This is a genomic window from Achromobacter deleyi (assembly GCF_902859705.1).
GTDB lineage: Bacteria > Pseudomonadota > Gammaproteobacteria > Burkholderiales > Burkholderiaceae_B > Achromobacter > Achromobacter deleyi.
Genome location: NZ_CADIJO010000029.1, coordinates 12,943 through 27,582 on the forward strand (window position 1 = coordinate 12,943; position 14,640 = coordinate 27,582).

Consider the following 14,640-nt stretch of genomic DNA (forward strand, 5'->3'; position numbering starts at 1 on the left):
CCAGGGTCAACGATCGCGCGACAAGGGCATGTCGATGCCGCCCTTGATGTGCTTGACCGGCCCGGATGCCGACGGTTGGATGTCGAAATCGAAGATTTCGGTAGGCAGCCACAGCGTGGCGCACGAATTGGGAATATCCACCACCCCGCTGATATGCCCCTGCACCGGCGCGCAACCCAGAAGCGAATAGGCCTGCGCCCCCGAATAGCCGAACTTCTTCAGGTATTCGATGGCGTTCAGGCAGGCCTGCCGGTACGCCACGTTGACGTCCAGGTAGTGCTGCTTGCCGCCTTCGTCCACCGAGATGCCTTCGAAGATCAGGTAGTCCTTGTAGGCCGGCGTGATCGGGCTGGGCTTGAAGATGGGATTCTTGATGGCGTACTTTTCCATGCCGCCCTTGATGAGCGTGACGCGCATGTGCACCCAGCCCGCCATTTCAATGGCGCCGCAAAAGGTGATTTCGCCGTCGCCCTGCGAAAAGTGCAGGTCGCCCACCGACAGGCCGCCGCCCTTGACGTATACCGGGAAGAACACCCGCGCGCCGCGTGACAGGTCCTTGATGTCGCAGTTGCCGCCGTGTTCGCGCGGCGGCACGGTGCGCGCGCCTTCGCCCGCCGCCCGGTCGCGGTCGGCCCCTTGCAGGGCGCCCATGTGCGCCGTCTTGGGCGCGGGCGGGTTGGCCAGCGGCGGCACGCGGTTGGGGTTGGTGTCGATCAGTGCCTGTTCGCGCTGGTTCCAGGTGTCCAGCAGCTTCTGGTCAGGCAGGCAGCCGATCAGGCCGGGGTGGATCAGCCCGGCGAAATTCACGCCCGGGATGTGCCGCGACGACGTGAACATGCCGTGAAAGTCCCAGATGGATTTCTGCGCATGCGGAAAATGATCGGTCAGGAAACCGCCGCCGTTGGTGCGGCTGAAAAACCCATTGAAGCCCCACAGGCTGTCGGGCTTGGCGCCGATGTCCAGCAAGTCCACCACCAGCAGGTCGCCGGGTTCGGCGCCCTCTACACCCACCGGGCCCGACAGGAAGTGCACGGTGGACAGGTCCACGTCGCGCACGTCGTCGGCGCTGTCGTCGTTCTTGATCGCGCCGCCGGTCCAGTCGTAGGTTTCCAGGATGAAATCATCACCGGGCTTGACCCACACCGCCATCGGAATGTCCGGATGCCAGCGATTGTGGATCTGCTTGTTTTCGTAGGGGGATTGGGCCAGGTCGACCCGGATGAGCGTATCGGTCATTCTCTTTCATCTCCAACGTAGTGTTTTGGCAAAACAAAAGTGTTGATAAAACAGAACTTCAATCGCGGAAGGGCGGCCGGCGCGGCTTGAACTTGCCGCTTGAATGAGCCGGTCGAACTGGCCGTTTGAATTGGCCACTTGGACCCGTTTGTGCAAGCCCGCGATTCGTCTTGCACGGTAGGCCAGTTTCGGGCGTCCGTAAACTGGGTTTATACGCAGTGCCCCGTCCCTCCCCATCGCCCCTGCCTTTAACCCTGCGAGATATCCTTGTCGCGGGTTTCCGGCAGCAGTGCCCACAACACCACGCCGGAAAGCGCCGCCACGCCGCACAGATAGGCGGCAGGCAAGGTCGGGTTGCCCGAGTACTGGATCAGTGCGGCAGCGATGAACGGCGCCGGGCCGGCCAGCACCGCCACGGCGACGTTCTGCCCGATGGCAGCCCCGGTGGACCGGATCGAGGCCGGGTACATCTCGACCAGCAACACGACGTCCATCACGCCAGCCATGGCGACCGGCACCGCCAAGAGGCACAGCGCCGCCAGTACCGCCGCGGGATGGCCGGTATTCATGAGCAGGAAGATCGGATACCCCAGCACCGTCAGGCTGACTGCCGAGGCCAACACGACGGGACGCCGGCCGAAGCGGTCGCTGAACCGGCCGATGGCCGTGTGCAGCAACGTGTAGAACACCAATGCCGCACTGCACAGCCATAGCGCGGTGGATTTGGACAGGCCCACGGTCTGCGTCAGATGCGTATTGGCGTAGGTGATGAAGTAGTACAACGACACCCCGAACAACGCCGCATAGGCGAACGTGACGACGAAAGCGCGCCATTTCTCTGCGGCGGGAACGGCCTGGATTTCATTGTTTTCACGGCGCTTCTGCACGGCCTCGTAGACCGGCGTATCGCCCAGCCGGCGGCGGATGTAAAGCGCCACGACGGTCATGAGGATGGACGCCACGAACGGCACGCGCCAGCCCCAGCTAGCGGCGTCCTGCTCGGACAGCACCGACGAAATGACCGCCGCCACGAAGGTGCCCCCCATAAAGGCGGCGGCGGCCGTCTTGGTGAGCAATGCGGCCGCCTTGCCACGGCCGCCATGCGGCGCGCTTTCCACGATGTAGATGCAGGCAGCCGACCATTCGCCGCCCACCATCATGCCCTGCACGAAACGCAGCAGGATCAGCAGCACGGGCGCCGCCATGCCCAGGGTGTCGTAACCGGGCAACAGGCCGATCAGCGTGGTGGCCACCCCCATGCCGAATACGGTGATCATCAGCACTGCGCGCCGGCCGAGGCGGTCGCCCAAGGGGCCCAGCACCACCGCCCCCAGCGGCCGCGACAGAAAGCCCACGGCGAACACAGCCAGCGAAGACAGCAGGGAAATGCCGGGCGCCGACGATGGAAAGAAGGTGCGTCCGATCAGCACGACGAAATAGCCATAGATGGCAAAGTCGAACCATTCCATGAAGTTGCCGATGCCGACGGCGATGGCGCGCCGCCGCAGGTCGGAAGCGTTAAGGGGAGCGGCCGCTTGTGGCTGGCGTTCAGGCATGTTGTTCCAGGAAAAGGCGAAGGTGGAGTACGGCAGATAGGCGCGGCAGATGGGTGCGGCAGACAGGTGCGGCACACGGGTGCGGCAAGCCCTGACGCAGCGGCCATACCGTGCGGGCGCCACGTGGGGCGTGCAGGCTGGGCCAGGGCAGCATCAAGCTGGGCGACACCATCAGGTGCAGCACCATTGGGGCTACACCACTAGGGCAGCACTACCAGGACATCACCGCTAGGGCAGCACCACCAAGGCAGCACCGCTGGGACAGCACCACTAGGGCAACACCGAATCGGCGGGCGATTCCCCGGGCGCGTCGCGCGTGGTCTTGACAGGCGGCTTGGCGCGTTCGTCGACCTGCAGGCTGAAGATATCGGGCCGGCTGTAGTGGCCGGCCACGTCGAACACGAACTTGCCACGCACGATTTCATCGGGGTCGAGGTCGGCCGACAGAATGCATTCCTGGTCGTAGACCGGGCCGGCCAGCACATCGCCGCTGGGGCTGACGATGACGCTGCCGCCCCGCATCAGGACCGTGTCTGGCGCGTTGCCCTGCACGGCGTCGTAGTCGTCGGGGAAGGCGTCGCGGGTGAGGTATTGGCAGGCGGACAGGACGAAGCAGCGGCCTTCCAGCGCGACATGACGCGCGGTGGACGTCCAGTATTCGCGGTCGTCGGCGGTGGGCATGCAGTAGATCTGCACGCCTTTGGCGTACATGGCCATGCGCATCAGGGGCATGTAGTTTTCCCAGCAGATCACCGCCCCCAGCTTGCCCAGAGGCGTGTCGAAGACGGGCAAGGTCGCGCCGTCGCCAAAGCCCCACACCAGACGTTCCATGAAGGTCGGCATGACCTTGCGATGCTTGCCGAGCAGTTCGCCTTGCGGCGAGAAGAACAGGACCGTGCAGTACAGCGTGCCGCCGTCGCGTTCGATGACGCCGATGACCAGGTGCACCTGGTGCCGGGCGGCTACGTCAGCCAGGGTGGCGGTGTGCGGGCCGGGAACGGCGATGGCGCCATCAAGGTAGCGCTGGAAGTCGCGATAGCCCTGGGCGCTACGGCCGCCGACCGAGGCGCCGAACGTGGCGCCCTTGGGGTAGCCGCCGACGAAGGCTTCGGGAAACACGACCAGACGGGCGCCGGTGGCGGCGGCGTCGGCGGTCAGGCGGGCCACTTTGGCGAGCGTGGCGGGGGTGTCGAACGGCACGGAGCCGGCCTGGACGATGGCAGCGCGGAAGGTCATGGCAAGGGCCTCGGGGAAACGGATCAGCCGATTCTGTCCAAGGCGGGCGCACGCCGATATACGGGGTTCTACGTCAGGGTCAACCGCAGTTTTTTTCTCAAGCCATTGATTTGCGGGAAGATTTGAAAAATCTGCATCCGGGCATTGCAGAATGGGCCGCCAGCAGGCATTGCTTATCGGACGTATCCGAGCCGGCAGTTATGATGCCGCCATCGCATTCGCGGCCCGGCCGCCACACAAGCCCACGTTCATGCCCTTGCCCAGCCCCTTGCGCCCCCTGCCCCGCCCGTCCCACGCCGCCTCTTCGCTGGCCTCTTTCCTGGTCTCATCCCTGGCCGCGTTGCTGTTCACCGTGGCACTGCCCGCGTCGGCGCAGACCGACGCGCAATGCGTGGCGCAATTCGACGCCAGCGTCACCCGCTACAACGAGGCGGTCACGGTGCAGACCAAGCGCGAAGTGACCAACCTGCACCAGTTGAACTCGCTGCTGTGCCAGGGCCGCCTGGACCTGCTGGACATGGAATTCGCGCTGGTGGACGACTACGAGCAATGCGCGCGCAACGGCGGCGCGTTTCCGGACAAGACGGTGCAGCGCATGACGACGCTGCCCGACAACCTGGCCGCGAAGAAGACCGCATGGATCGACACCTGCGGTCCCTACATGAAGCAGCCCTGACGGCAAGCGCGCCGCTCAGCCGACGGCTTCTGCCTCGGCCACCCGCGGAAAGAAGATCGCCCGGCTGGGATCGAAGTCATAGTCGGCTTCGAAGTCGGTGGCGTCGCCCGCCAGCGCCAGCACCGAATCCAGGATGAAATCGGCCTTGGCGTCGGCCAGCAGCACACTGAAATTCAGGCGGATGAAGCCGGGTTTTTCGATTTCACGCCCCGCCAGAATGGCCTGGCGCATCTGCGCGGATTCGGCTGCATCAATGTCCAGCAGCTGATGCACGTACGGCCCGGCGCAGGCGCAGCCGCCGCGGGCCTGGATGCCGAAACGGTCGCTCAGCATGCGGGTCACCAGTTGCTGGTGCACGAAGCCGCCGCGGCCGTTGCGTACGCGAAAGGAAAAGATCGGCAGGCGCGGCGCGGTCAGCGACCCCAGCAATTCCAGCAGGGGCGCGCCCTGCCAGCGGGCCAGCGCGCGCTGCACCAGGTCGGCGTTGCGGCGCTGCATGAAGTCGGCGCCCAGCGCGTCTTTCACCAGCAGCACCAGCGCGGCGCGGATGTCGCCCACCACATTGGGCGTGCCGGCTTCTTCGCGGGCTTCGAGGCTGGCGCTGTAGTCGTGGCCGGCGGGCGAGACGAACTTGACGGTGCCGCCGCCCGGGAACGTGGGCGTATCCGGCACCACGGCGTCGCGGCGCACGATCAGGATGCCGGACGCGCCCGGACCGCCGATGAATTTGTGCGGCGAGAACACGATGGCGTCGATCATGGCATCGGCCGCGGGCGACATGCGGATGTCCAGGTAAGGGGCGCCGCCGGCATAGTCCCAGACCATTTTCGCGCCCGTCTGCTTGACGCGGCGGGTGACCGCGGCGACGTCGGCCACGATGCCGGTCACGTTGGACGCGGCGGACAGCGCGCAGACGACCAGCGTGCCGGCCGGGGCTTGCAGGGCAGCGTCCAGCTCGGCCAGGTCGGGGCCGCCCAGCGGGCTTTCAGCGACCGAGACCAGCTCGGCGCCGGATTCGCGCCACGGCAGGATATTGGAGTGGTGCTCGTAGGGGCCGATGACGACGCGGACCTTGCGGCCGGCCGCCACCGCGGCGGACACGCCCAGCAGATGCACCAGGCGGTTGATGCCCAGGGTGGCGCCCGAGCCCGAGAAGATCACGGCGTGCTCGTCACCGGCGCCGCAACAGCGCCCGACCACGGCGCGGGCTTCGCGGCGCAGGCGCGTGATGAAACCGCCGCAGTACGAGGCCTCGGTGTGCGAGTTGGCGTAGTAAGGCAGCACGTGCTCGAGCACGAAGCGTTCGACCTGCATGAGCGCGCGGCCCGACGCGACGTAGTCGGCATACACCAGCGGCTTGGCGCCGTAGGGGCCGTCGATGACGGCGTCCTTGCCGATCAGCCCGTCAGCGAGGGCGGCGGCGATGTCGGGGCAGGCAAGGGATTCTTGAAACTGGCGCAACGGCCCTGTGGTGGCCGGGGTCGCTTGGGTAGACATGATGATGAGACGAGGACAGGGATTTATCTCGGAATATCATACGGTGGAAATAAATTTGAAACCTCACCTAAATTTTGGCGAAAATCACCAAAAACCGTTCATTTGATCGAATCCATGGAAAAAATAGACAAATTTGATCTAAGTATCATCGCCTGCCTGCAACGCGAGGGTTCGCTGTCGCAGCGCGAGCTTGCCGATCGGGTCGGTTTGTCGCAGAACGCCTGCTGGCGCCGGCTGCAGCGCCTGAACGCCAGCGGCATCATTCGCGGCACCCGCGCCCAGGTCAACCTGGTCGCGCTGGGGCTGGACCTGACCGTGTTCGTGATGATCCGCACCAGCCACCACGCCAAGGACTGGGCCGACGGCTTTCGGCGCCACGTCGAACGCCTGCCCGAGGTGACCGAGTTCTACCGCATCGGCGGCGACTGGGATTACCTGATCAAGGTCACCTGCCGCGGCATCGCGGGCTACGACCGCTTCTACCAGAAGCTGATCACCGACTTCGAGCTGTCGACGGTGACGGGTTTCTTCAGCATGGAAGCCATCATCGAGAACCGCCCGCCCGACCTGACGCAACTGGCGGGCACGGTCGAAGACGGCACGCCCGGCTAGCGGCCACGATAACTACCGGTCATGAAGCCCCGGGGCGGCATATATCCACGGGTTATCCCCGATGCCCGCATATCGACAAATCGTCAATAATTCGCCAACGTTTTGTTGTCGATCCGTCCCCAACTAGCCGCCCATGTCTGTTTCCGTCCGGGACGCCATTGTTTCCTCCTCCCATCTCGCCTCGTCCGCCCCGGAGCTGTCCGAGGTGGAGTTCGGCCTGATCATCGCGTCGCACGCCTTCAACCGCTGGATGGTCCGCTGCATGGCCTGTGCCGGGCTGCCGGAACTGACCTCGCTGGACATCCTGGTGCTGAACCACGTGTTCCACCGTGGCCGCGGCAAGAAGCTGGCCGACATCTGCTTCACGCTCAATGTCGAAGACACCCACCTGGTGAACTATTCGCTCAAGAAGCTCGAGCGCCTGGGCGTGGTGCAAAGCGCCAAGACCGGCAAGGAAGTGATCTACACCACCACCGATGCCGGTGCCGCCGCGATCCAGCGCTACGCCGAAGTGCGTGAGCAATGCCTGGTCAAGCCGTTCATCGATTCGCCCGCCGCGGACGACGCCAGCCGCCAGCTGGCCAATACCCTGCGCGCCCTGTCGGGCCTGTACGACCAGGCTGCCCGCGCCGCCACCTCGCTGTGAGAATTTACGTTGTCTAGCACTCTTGCCTCTTCAAGCCAGCCGCTTCTGTCCGTGCGCGGCGTGTCGGTCGATTTCAACACCGCGAACGGCGTGTTCCGCGCCGTCGAGGACCTGGACTTCGACGTGCGGCCGGGCAAGACGCTGGCCATCGTCGGCGAGTCCGGCTCGGGCAAGTCGGTCACGTCCATGGCCATCATGCGGCTGACGGACTACAACAACGGCCGCATCACCACCGGCAAGATCCTGTTCCAGAACAGCGCCGGCCAGGAAGTCGACCTGACCGCCGCGTCGGACGAGCAGATGCGCGCGATCCGCGGCAACGACATCGCGATGATCTTCCAGGAACCGATGACCTCGCTGAACCCGGTGTTCACGATCGGCGACCAGATCATCGAAGCGATCATGCTGCACCAGCAGCTGTCGCGTTCGGCCGCGCGCAAATCGGCGCGCGCCCTGCTGGAAAAAGTGCGCCTGCCCGATGCCGAGCAGCTGCTGGACCGCTACCCGCACCAGTTGTCGGGCGGCATGCGCCAGCGTGTGATGATCGCCATGGCGCTGTCGTGCCAGCCGCGGCTGCTGATCGCCGACGAACCGACCACCGCGCTGGATGTCACCATCCAGGCGCAGATCCTGAACACCGTGCGCGAACTGCAACGCGATCTGGGCACGGCCGTCATCTTCATCACGCACGACATGGGCGTGGTGGCCGAGATGGCTGACGACGTGGTGGTGATGCTGCGCGGCAAGAAGGTCGAACAAGGCACCGTGGAAGAGATCTTCCGCGCGCCCAAGCACCCCTACACCCGCGCCCTGCTGGCCGCGGTGCCGCGCCTGGGCAGCCTGACCGGCCGCGACCTGCCGCTGCGCACGCCGCAGACGGTGCTCGAAGGCGACACGCTGCGTGAAGTGGGCGAGACCCGCGAGCAGGACACCGCCCGCTACGACGAGCCGGTGCTGCGCGTGGAAAAGCTGACCACCCGCTTCGATGTCGGCCACAACCTGTTCGGCCGCGTCACGCACCGCGTGCACGCGGTGGAAGAAGTGAGCTTTGACGTCTACCCCGGCGAGACGCTGGCGCTGGTGGGCGAATCGGGCAGCGGCAAGTCCACCATCGGCAAGACACTGCAGCAACTGGTGGCGCCGACTTCCGGCGCGGTGCGCTACAACGGCCAGGACATCTTTTCGATGGACAGCGCCGGCCGCCAGCGCCTGCGCCAGGAAATCCAGTACATCTTCCAGGATCCGTACGCCTCGCTGGACCCGCGCAAGACGGTGGCGTTCAGCATCGCCGAACCGATCCGCACCCACGGCCTGCTGACGGGCGACGACGCCATCGCCCGCCGCGTGGGCGAACTGCTCGAACAAGTGGGCCTGAAGCCCGAACACGCTCGCCGCTATCCGCATGAATTCTCGGGCGGCCAGCGCCAGCGCGTGTGCATCGCGCGCGCCCTGGCCAGCAACCCCAAGCTGATCATCGCCGACGAATCGGTGTCGGCGCTGGACGTGTCAATCCAGGCGCAGATCCTGAACCTGCTGATGGACCTGCAGAAAGACCGCGGCCTGTCGTACCTGTTCATCACCCACGACATGGCGGTGGTGGAAAAGGTCAGCCACCGCGTGGCGGTGCTGTACCTGGGCCAGATCGTCGAGCTGGGCACGCGCCGCCAGATCTTCGAATCGCCGCAGCATGCCTACACCCGCAAGCTGCTGGCCGCCGTGCCGGTCGCCGAACCGGGCCGCCACATCGATACCTCGTTGATCGAGGGCGAGATCCCCAGCCCGGTGCGGCGCGTGGGCGACGAGCCCGCGATCATTCCCCTGGTTGAATTCGCGCCCGGCCACCGTGTGGCCCGCGCCGCTTGACCTTCCCCTTTTTCACGTCGGCCCGCCCGATTTCCCGTCCCTGGAGTTGAACATGCTCTCCCTACGCAAAACCTTCACCGCCACCGCCCTGGCCCTGGCGCTGGGCGGCGCGCTGCCCGCGGTCCTGTCGACCGCCGAAGCCGCCGGCACGCTCAACGTGGCCATCAACCAGGACCCGGGCAGCTGGGACCCGATCGACACCTTCGTGACGTTCTGGGGTTCGGTCGGCAGCAACCTGTACGACGGCCTGACGATGCGCGGCGCCGACCTGAAGCTGCAACCGGGCCTGGCCACCAAGTGGGAATACCTGGACGACAACAAGCGCCTGCGCTTTACGCTGCGCCAGGGCGTGAAGTTCCACAACGGCGAACCCTTCAACGCCGAAGCCGTGAAGTTCACCTTTGAACGCCTGCTGGGCGCCGAAGGCGCCAAGGGCCCGCAAAAGTCCAACTACGACTCGATCGGCGAGGTCAAGGTGGTGGACGAATACACCGTCGACTTCATCCTGAAGCAGCCGGACCCGGTACTGCTGACCAAGCTGGCCGGCTACGGCGCCATGATCGTGCCGCCCAAGTACATCCAGGAAAAGGGCGAAGACAACTTCAACACCCACCCGGTCGGCACGGGCCCGTTCAAGTTCGAAAGCTACCAGCCCAAGGTCAACGTGACCCTGGCGCGCAACGACGACTACTGGGGCGGCAAGCCCAAGCTGGACAAGGTGGTGTACCGCTTCATCGGCGAACCGGGCACCCAGGTGGCCGAGCTGCAAGCCGGCCGCATCGACGTCGCCACGCTGATCCCGCTGGGCCTGATCGAGACCGTGAAGAAGTCGGGCAACGCCGACGTCATTTCCACCGGCGGCCCCGTGGCCTTCGCGCTGCGCTACAACACCAAGACCGGCATCACGCAGAACCGCGACGTGCGCCGCGCGCTGATCATGGCCGTGGACCGCGACGCCATCGTCAAGCAGCTGCTGCTGGGCCAGGCCAAGACCATCGCCAGCTTCCAGGGCCCGCAGTCGTTCGGCTACAACCCCGACCAGAAGCCCCTGCCGTTCAACCCCGCCGAAGCCAAGAAGCTGCTGGCCGGCGCCGGCATCAAGGCGGGCGCCACCGTGCAGATCGACGTGCGCGGCAGCGATTCGAACTTCCGCGAAGTGGCCCAGGCGGTGTCGGGCTACCTGCAGGCGGTGGGCGTGCGCGCCACCATCAAGCCGTACGAAACCGGCGTGCTGCTCAACGACATCATCCCCGGCGGCAAGACCGGCGAGATGTGGCAGAACCAATGGGGCGGCTGGACGTACGACTACGACAACACGGCCTACCTGATGTATCACTCGGGCCAGAAGTGGAACCCGTACGACAACGACGCCAAGCTGAACGCCATGCTGGAAGCCCAGCGCACCGTCTATGACGTGAAGAAGCGCGAAGCCATGCTGCAGGAAATCGCCGGCTACGTGGCCGACCAGGCGCTGGAACTGCCGCTGTACAGCCTGAACACGATCGTGGGCGTGAACAAGCGCGTGAAGAACCTGGAAGTCCCGGGCGACATCCGCTTCCGCTTCGTCGATACCACTGTTGAGTAAGGCCCCCCCGAAGCGCTGCGCGCTTCTGCATTAACCCTACTGACCCGTCCCGGTGAAAACCGGGGCGGCGCCTCATGACCGGATTTCTGATTAAACGCGTGTTGCAGGCGGTCTTCGTGATCGTGGCCGTGACGCTGCTTGTTTCCTACGCCGTACGCCTGACCGGTGACCCCGCGCTGATGCTCAGCCAGGGCTCGGGCAGCGTGACCGAGCAGGACCTGGCCAACATCCGCCAGGCGCTGGGCCTGAACCGGCCGTTCCACGTGCAATACCTGAGCTACATGCAAGGCCTGCTCCACGGCGACTTCGGCCGCAGCTTCATGGGCGGCACACCGGTCGCCAAGCTGATCGGCGACGCCCTGCCCGCCACGCTGATGCTGGCCTTCACGTCGCTGATCGCGTCGATCCTGATTTCGTTGCCGCTGGGCATCCAGGCCGCCATCAAGCGCGGCAAGGCCACCGACCAGACCATCCGCATCCTGTCGCTGGTGGGCCTGTCGTTTCCCAATTTCTGGCTGGCGCTGATGCTGGTGCTGCTGCTGTCCATCACCTTCCCGCTGCTGCCGCCGTCCGGCTGGAGCGGTCCGGCCAGCCTGGTGCTGCCGTCGCTGACGATGGCCATCATCCTGTCGGCCACCAATATCCGGCTGGTGCGCACCACCATGCTGGAAACGCTGTCCGCGCAGTACATCATGGTGGCGCGCAGCAAGGGCCTGAAAGAACGCGTGGTGCTGTACAAGCACGCGCTGCGCAACTGCGCGATTCCGCTCATCACCTACCTGGGCCTGCAGTTCGGCGGCCTGATCGGCGGCATCGTCGTCATCGAGATGGTGTTCAACTGGCCCGGCCTGGGCACGCTGGCGTTCGACGCCATTTCCGGCCGTGACTACCCGGTGCTGCAAGGCACGGTCACCGTGCTGGCCGCCGTCATCGTCCTGGTCAACCTGATCGTCGACATCGCCTATGGCATCGTCGATCCCCGAATCCGCACGCGCTGAGCCTTATGCAGACCACCACTCCCACCGCCGCGCCCGCGGCCCCCAAGCCGCGCAGCCGCTACCGTTCGCTGGAATTCGTGCTGGGCGCCGTGCTCACCGGCCTCATGGTCCTTCTGGTGCTGACCTCGGGCTGGCTGTTTCCCGATGGCGGCGAAGCCATGGACCTGGCCGCCCGCCTGACCGCGCCGTTCACGACCGCGGCCCACCCCTTCGGCACCGACCCGCTGGGCCGCGACGTGCTGGCCCGCGTGATCGTGGGCGGCAAGATCTCGCTGATGGTCGGCTTCATTTCGGTGCTGGGCGGCGCGCTGCTGGGCATCGTCATGGGCCTGATCGCCGGCTACTACCGCGGCTTCTGGGACATGATCGTGATGCGCTTTGCCGACGTGCAGTTGGCGCTGCCGTTCATCCTGGTGGCGATCACCTTCATCGCCATCCTGGGCGGCGGGCTGTTCAACGTCATTTTCTTCATGATCATTTCGCAGTGGGTGCAGTATGCGCGCCTGGTGCGGGCACAGGTGCTGGCGCTGCGTGAACGCGAGTTCGTGCTGGCCGCGCGCGCCTTCGGGGTGCGCGACCTGGCCATGATCCGCCATCACATCGTGCCCAACCTGCTGGGCCCGCTGGTGATCCTGATGACGCTGAACGTCGCCAACAACATCCTGCTGGAAAGCAGCCTGACCTTCCTGGGGCTGGGCGTGGACCCGATGATTCCGAGCTGGGGCGGTATGCTGGCCGATGGCCGCACCTACATGCAGACGGCCTGGTGGGTCAGCGTGTTTCCGGGGCTGGCGATCATGCTGACGGTGCTGGGCCTGAATTTGCTCGGCGACTGGCTGCGCGACCGCCTCGACCCCACTGGAAAAGTGTGAGCCCCCACGCCGCACCCGCTGCGCGGGCTTGCTGCCCCCCGAGGGGGCGGCCCCGCCTTGGGGCGGCCCGGCGGCGGGGCGAGGCGCCAATGAGAGCACTTGAGGACTTGTGACAATGGTTTTGCTGGAAAAGACATTCGACCGCACGCTTGACGCGTGGATCCACGCCTACAAGGCGCCGGCCTGGCGTGGGGCGGCGGTCGAGGGGTGGTTGTTCGAGGGCGTCGACGCGCGTCGCGAGGCCGAGGCCCGGCTGGCGCAGGCGGGCGTCACGGCGCGTTTTCGCAGCGCCTACAAGCCGCTGGTGCATTACTTCCTGGAAGAAGTCGAGCGCGACGGGCTGGTGTCCGTCGACCTGCGCTACCCGTTGCACGAACACGCCCAGGCCAAGCGCTTCACACTGGAAGCGTATCCGCTGGTCGCCCTGCTGCCCGGCGTGCGCGTCGCGATGCGCGCGGGCGCAGCCGACCTGCATTACGACGTCACCCTGGCCTATGCCGACGGCCGCCGCGTAGAGACGCGCGTATTCGCCCCCAACCAGCTTGGCCAGGCCCAGGACGGCACGCCCGAACTGTCGCCCACCGGCTGGCTGCGCGTGTGCGACGCCGACGGCGCCGTGCAGACCGACGGCCCGCAGGCCACCGAATACCAGCAAGCCTTCCGCAGCATCGTCGATACCGTGCGCCAGCATGCCTGGGGCGCGCACGAACCGTACTTCGACCGCCTGGAAATCCGCGTCGACCTGCCGGGCATGGACTTCGCCCTGCCGGTGGACGAAGAAATCGTCAGCACCTTCGAGGCGCTGCACGAAGACCTGTATTTCTCGTTGCTGGAACACTTCCAGCAACATTCCGGCCGCCCGTCCGGCGACCGCGGCCTGCAGCCCGGCCAGATCATTCCCGATGTCCGCCGCCACGATGGCGCGGCGCGCGTGATGATGACGCTGGAGCCCTTTGCGCCGCCCGCGCCGGTGACCCCCGCACCACTCGCCACGCCACTGGCCCAGCAACGCGAACCGCTGCCCGCCGCGCAGATTGCCGGCTGTGTGGCCGCGCTGGCCGGCGACGAATTCCAGGCCGTGTCGCGCCAGGGCCGTCCGGTGCTGGGCACCTACCTGCGTGGCCCGGGGCCTGCGGTGTTCATTTCGGGTGCGCAGCATGCCAACGAAACGTCCGGCGTAGTCGGCGCGCTGCGTGCGGCCGAAGCGCTCAAGGCGCGCGGCGATGCACACTTCGCGCTGATCGCCTCGGAAAATCCCGATGGCTATGCGCTGTTCAACCGCCTGCGCGAACAGCATCCGCGCCACATGCTGCATGCCTCGCGCTACAGCGCGCTGGGCGATGACATCGCCTACCGCGAACACGCGCCGTTCTTCGAGCGCGACGGCCGCCACCAGGCGCACGCCATCAGCGGCGCGCAACTGCACATCAACCTGCACGGCTACCCAGCGCACGAGTGGACCCGCCCCCTGTCGGGCTACCTGCCGCGGCATTTCGAGCTGTGGACGGTGCCCAAGGGCTTTTTCCTGGTGCTGCGCCACCACCCGGGCTGGAGCGAACGCGCCCGCCGCCTGATCGAAGGCGTGACGGCGCGCCTGGCCCGCAACGTGCCGGGCCTGGTGGAATTCAACGCCCGCCAACTTGAACTATTCCACGCCCACGCACTCGAAACCGGATTCGATGTGCTGAACGGCATCCCCGTACAGGTCACGGAGACCGACCGGGAAGAGCTGCCGATGGCGTTGATTTCCGAGTTTCCGGATGAAACCGTGTACGGGGACCGTTTCGTTTTCGCGCATACTGTGCAAATGGAAACCGTCTTGGCGGCCACTGACATCTACCGATCGGGCTTGTAGCGCTTGAC

The 14,640-nt window shown here is 65.9% G+C and carries 12 protein-coding genes; 8 read left to right on the forward strand and 4 right to left on the reverse strand.

Annotated features, from left to right (window positions below):
• Window positions 1–6: 6 nt before the first annotated feature.
• From fmdA to HV798_RS27255, 3 genes are all read right to left on the reverse strand, one after another.
• On the reverse strand, window positions 7–1,236 hold the full coding sequence (gene fmdA, locus HV798_RS27245) for a formamidase (RefSeq protein WP_175195706.1): 1,230 nt from the start codon (window positions 1,234–1,236) through the stop codon (window positions 7–9).
• Between the two features lie 248 nt (window positions 1,237–1,484).
• Window positions 1,485–2,867, reverse strand: coding sequence for an MFS transporter (locus HV798_RS27250; RefSeq protein WP_246289211.1), 1,383 nt, complete (start codon window positions 2,865–2,867; stop codon window positions 1,485–1,487).
• A 195-nt stretch (window positions 2,868–3,062) separates the two neighbouring features.
• The gene (locus HV798_RS27255) at window positions 3,063–4,028 is read right to left on the reverse strand and encodes a nitrilase-related carbon-nitrogen hydrolase (RefSeq protein ID WP_175195704.1); all 966 of its coding nucleotides are present in this window, start codon (window positions 4,026–4,028) and stop codon (window positions 3,063–3,065) included.
• Window positions 4,029–4,278: 250 nt separating this feature from the next.
• Here HV798_RS27255 and HV798_RS27260 point away from each other — a divergent pair, with 250 nt between their 5' ends.
• Window positions 4,279–4,704, forward strand: coding sequence for a hypothetical protein (locus HV798_RS27260; RefSeq protein WP_246289214.1), 426 nt, complete (start codon window positions 4,279–4,281; stop codon window positions 4,702–4,704).
• Window positions 4,705–4,719: 15 nt separating this feature from the next.
• Here HV798_RS27260 and HV798_RS27265 read toward each other — a convergent pair whose 3' ends face one another.
• On the reverse strand, window positions 4,720–6,201 hold the full coding sequence (locus HV798_RS27265; protein WP_175195702.1) for an aminotransferase class V-fold PLP-dependent enzyme: 1,482 nt from the start codon (window positions 6,199–6,201) through the stop codon (window positions 4,720–4,722).
• 114 nt (window positions 6,202–6,315) lie between these two features.
• Here HV798_RS27265 and HV798_RS27270 point away from each other — a divergent pair, with 114 nt between their 5' ends.
• The 7 genes from HV798_RS27270 to HV798_RS27300 all read left to right on the forward strand — a co-directional run bounded on the left by HV798_RS27270 (window position 6,316) and on the right by HV798_RS27300 (window position 14,632).
• On the forward strand, window positions 6,316–6,813 hold the full coding sequence (locus HV798_RS27270; RefSeq protein ID WP_115596920.1) for an Lrp/AsnC family transcriptional regulator: 498 nt from the start codon (window positions 6,316–6,318) through the stop codon (window positions 6,811–6,813).
• A gap of 133 nt (window positions 6,814–6,946) precedes the next feature.
• Window positions 6,947–7,459 (forward strand): winged helix DNA-binding protein, encoded by a 513-nt coding sequence (locus tag HV798_RS27275; protein WP_175195699.1) that lies wholly within the window; start codon window positions 6,947–6,949, stop codon window positions 7,457–7,459.
• Window positions 7,460–7,468: 9 nt separating this feature from the next.
• Window positions 7,469–9,322, forward strand: coding sequence for an ABC transporter ATP-binding protein (locus tag HV798_RS27280; RefSeq protein ID WP_246289217.1), 1,854 nt, complete (start codon window positions 7,469–7,471; stop codon window positions 9,320–9,322).
• 52 nt (window positions 9,323–9,374) lie between these two features.
• The gene (locus HV798_RS27285) at window positions 9,375–10,907 is read left to right on the forward strand and encodes an ABC transporter substrate-binding protein (protein ID WP_175195697.1); all 1,533 of its coding nucleotides are present in this window, start codon (window positions 9,375–9,377) and stop codon (window positions 10,905–10,907) included.
• 74 nt (window positions 10,908–10,981) lie between these two features.
• On the forward strand, window positions 10,982–11,905 hold the full coding sequence (locus HV798_RS27290; protein WP_025135729.1) for an ABC transporter permease: 924 nt from the start codon (window positions 10,982–10,984) through the stop codon (window positions 11,903–11,905).
• 5 nt (window positions 11,906–11,910) lie between these two features.
• On the forward strand, window positions 11,911–12,777 hold the full coding sequence (locus HV798_RS27295) for an ABC transporter permease (protein WP_025135728.1): 867 nt from the start codon (window positions 11,911–11,913) through the stop codon (window positions 12,775–12,777).
• A 115-nt stretch (window positions 12,778–12,892) separates the two neighbouring features.
• A complete protein-coding gene (locus HV798_RS27300) occupies window positions 12,893–14,632 on the forward strand; it encodes a M14 family metallopeptidase (RefSeq protein WP_175195695.1) in 1,740 nt (579 codons plus the stop codon).
• Window positions 14,633–14,640: the final 8 nt, after the last annotated feature.

Excerpts from the sequence above, each read along its gene's own strand:
- fmdA (WP_175195706.1), bottom strand. The coding sequence starts at position 1,236 with ATGACCGATACGCTCATCCGGGTCGACCTGGCCCAATCCCCCTACGAA.
- HV798_RS27255 (WP_175195704.1), bottom strand. The coding sequence starts at position 4,028 with ATGACCTTCCGCGCTGCCATCGTCCAGGCCGGCTCCGTGCCGTTCGAC.
- HV798_RS27260 (WP_246289214.1), top strand. The coding sequence starts at position 4,279 with ATGCCCTTGCCCAGCCCCTTGCGCCCCCTGCCCCGCCCGTCCCACGCC.
- HV798_RS27265 (WP_175195702.1), bottom strand. The coding sequence starts at position 6,201 with ATGTCTACCCAAGCGACCCCGGCCACCACAGGGCCGTTGCGCCAGTTT.
- HV798_RS27270 (WP_115596920.1), top strand. The coding sequence starts at position 6,316 with ATGGAAAAAATAGACAAATTTGATCTAAGTATCATCGCCTGCCTGCAA.
- HV798_RS27275 (WP_175195699.1), top strand. The coding sequence starts at position 6,947 with ATGTCTGTTTCCGTCCGGGACGCCATTGTTTCCTCCTCCCATCTCGCC.
- HV798_RS27285 (WP_175195697.1), top strand. The coding sequence starts at position 9,375 with ATGCTCTCCCTACGCAAAACCTTCACCGCCACCGCCCTGGCCCTGGCG.
- HV798_RS27290 (WP_025135729.1), top strand. The coding sequence starts at position 10,982 with ATGACCGGATTTCTGATTAAACGCGTGTTGCAGGCGGTCTTCGTGATC.
- HV798_RS27295 (WP_025135728.1), top strand. The coding sequence starts at position 11,911 with ATGCAGACCACCACTCCCACCGCCGCGCCCGCGGCCCCCAAGCCGCGC.
- HV798_RS27300 (WP_175195695.1), top strand. The coding sequence starts at position 12,893 with ATGGTTTTGCTGGAAAAGACATTCGACCGCACGCTTGACGCGTGGATC.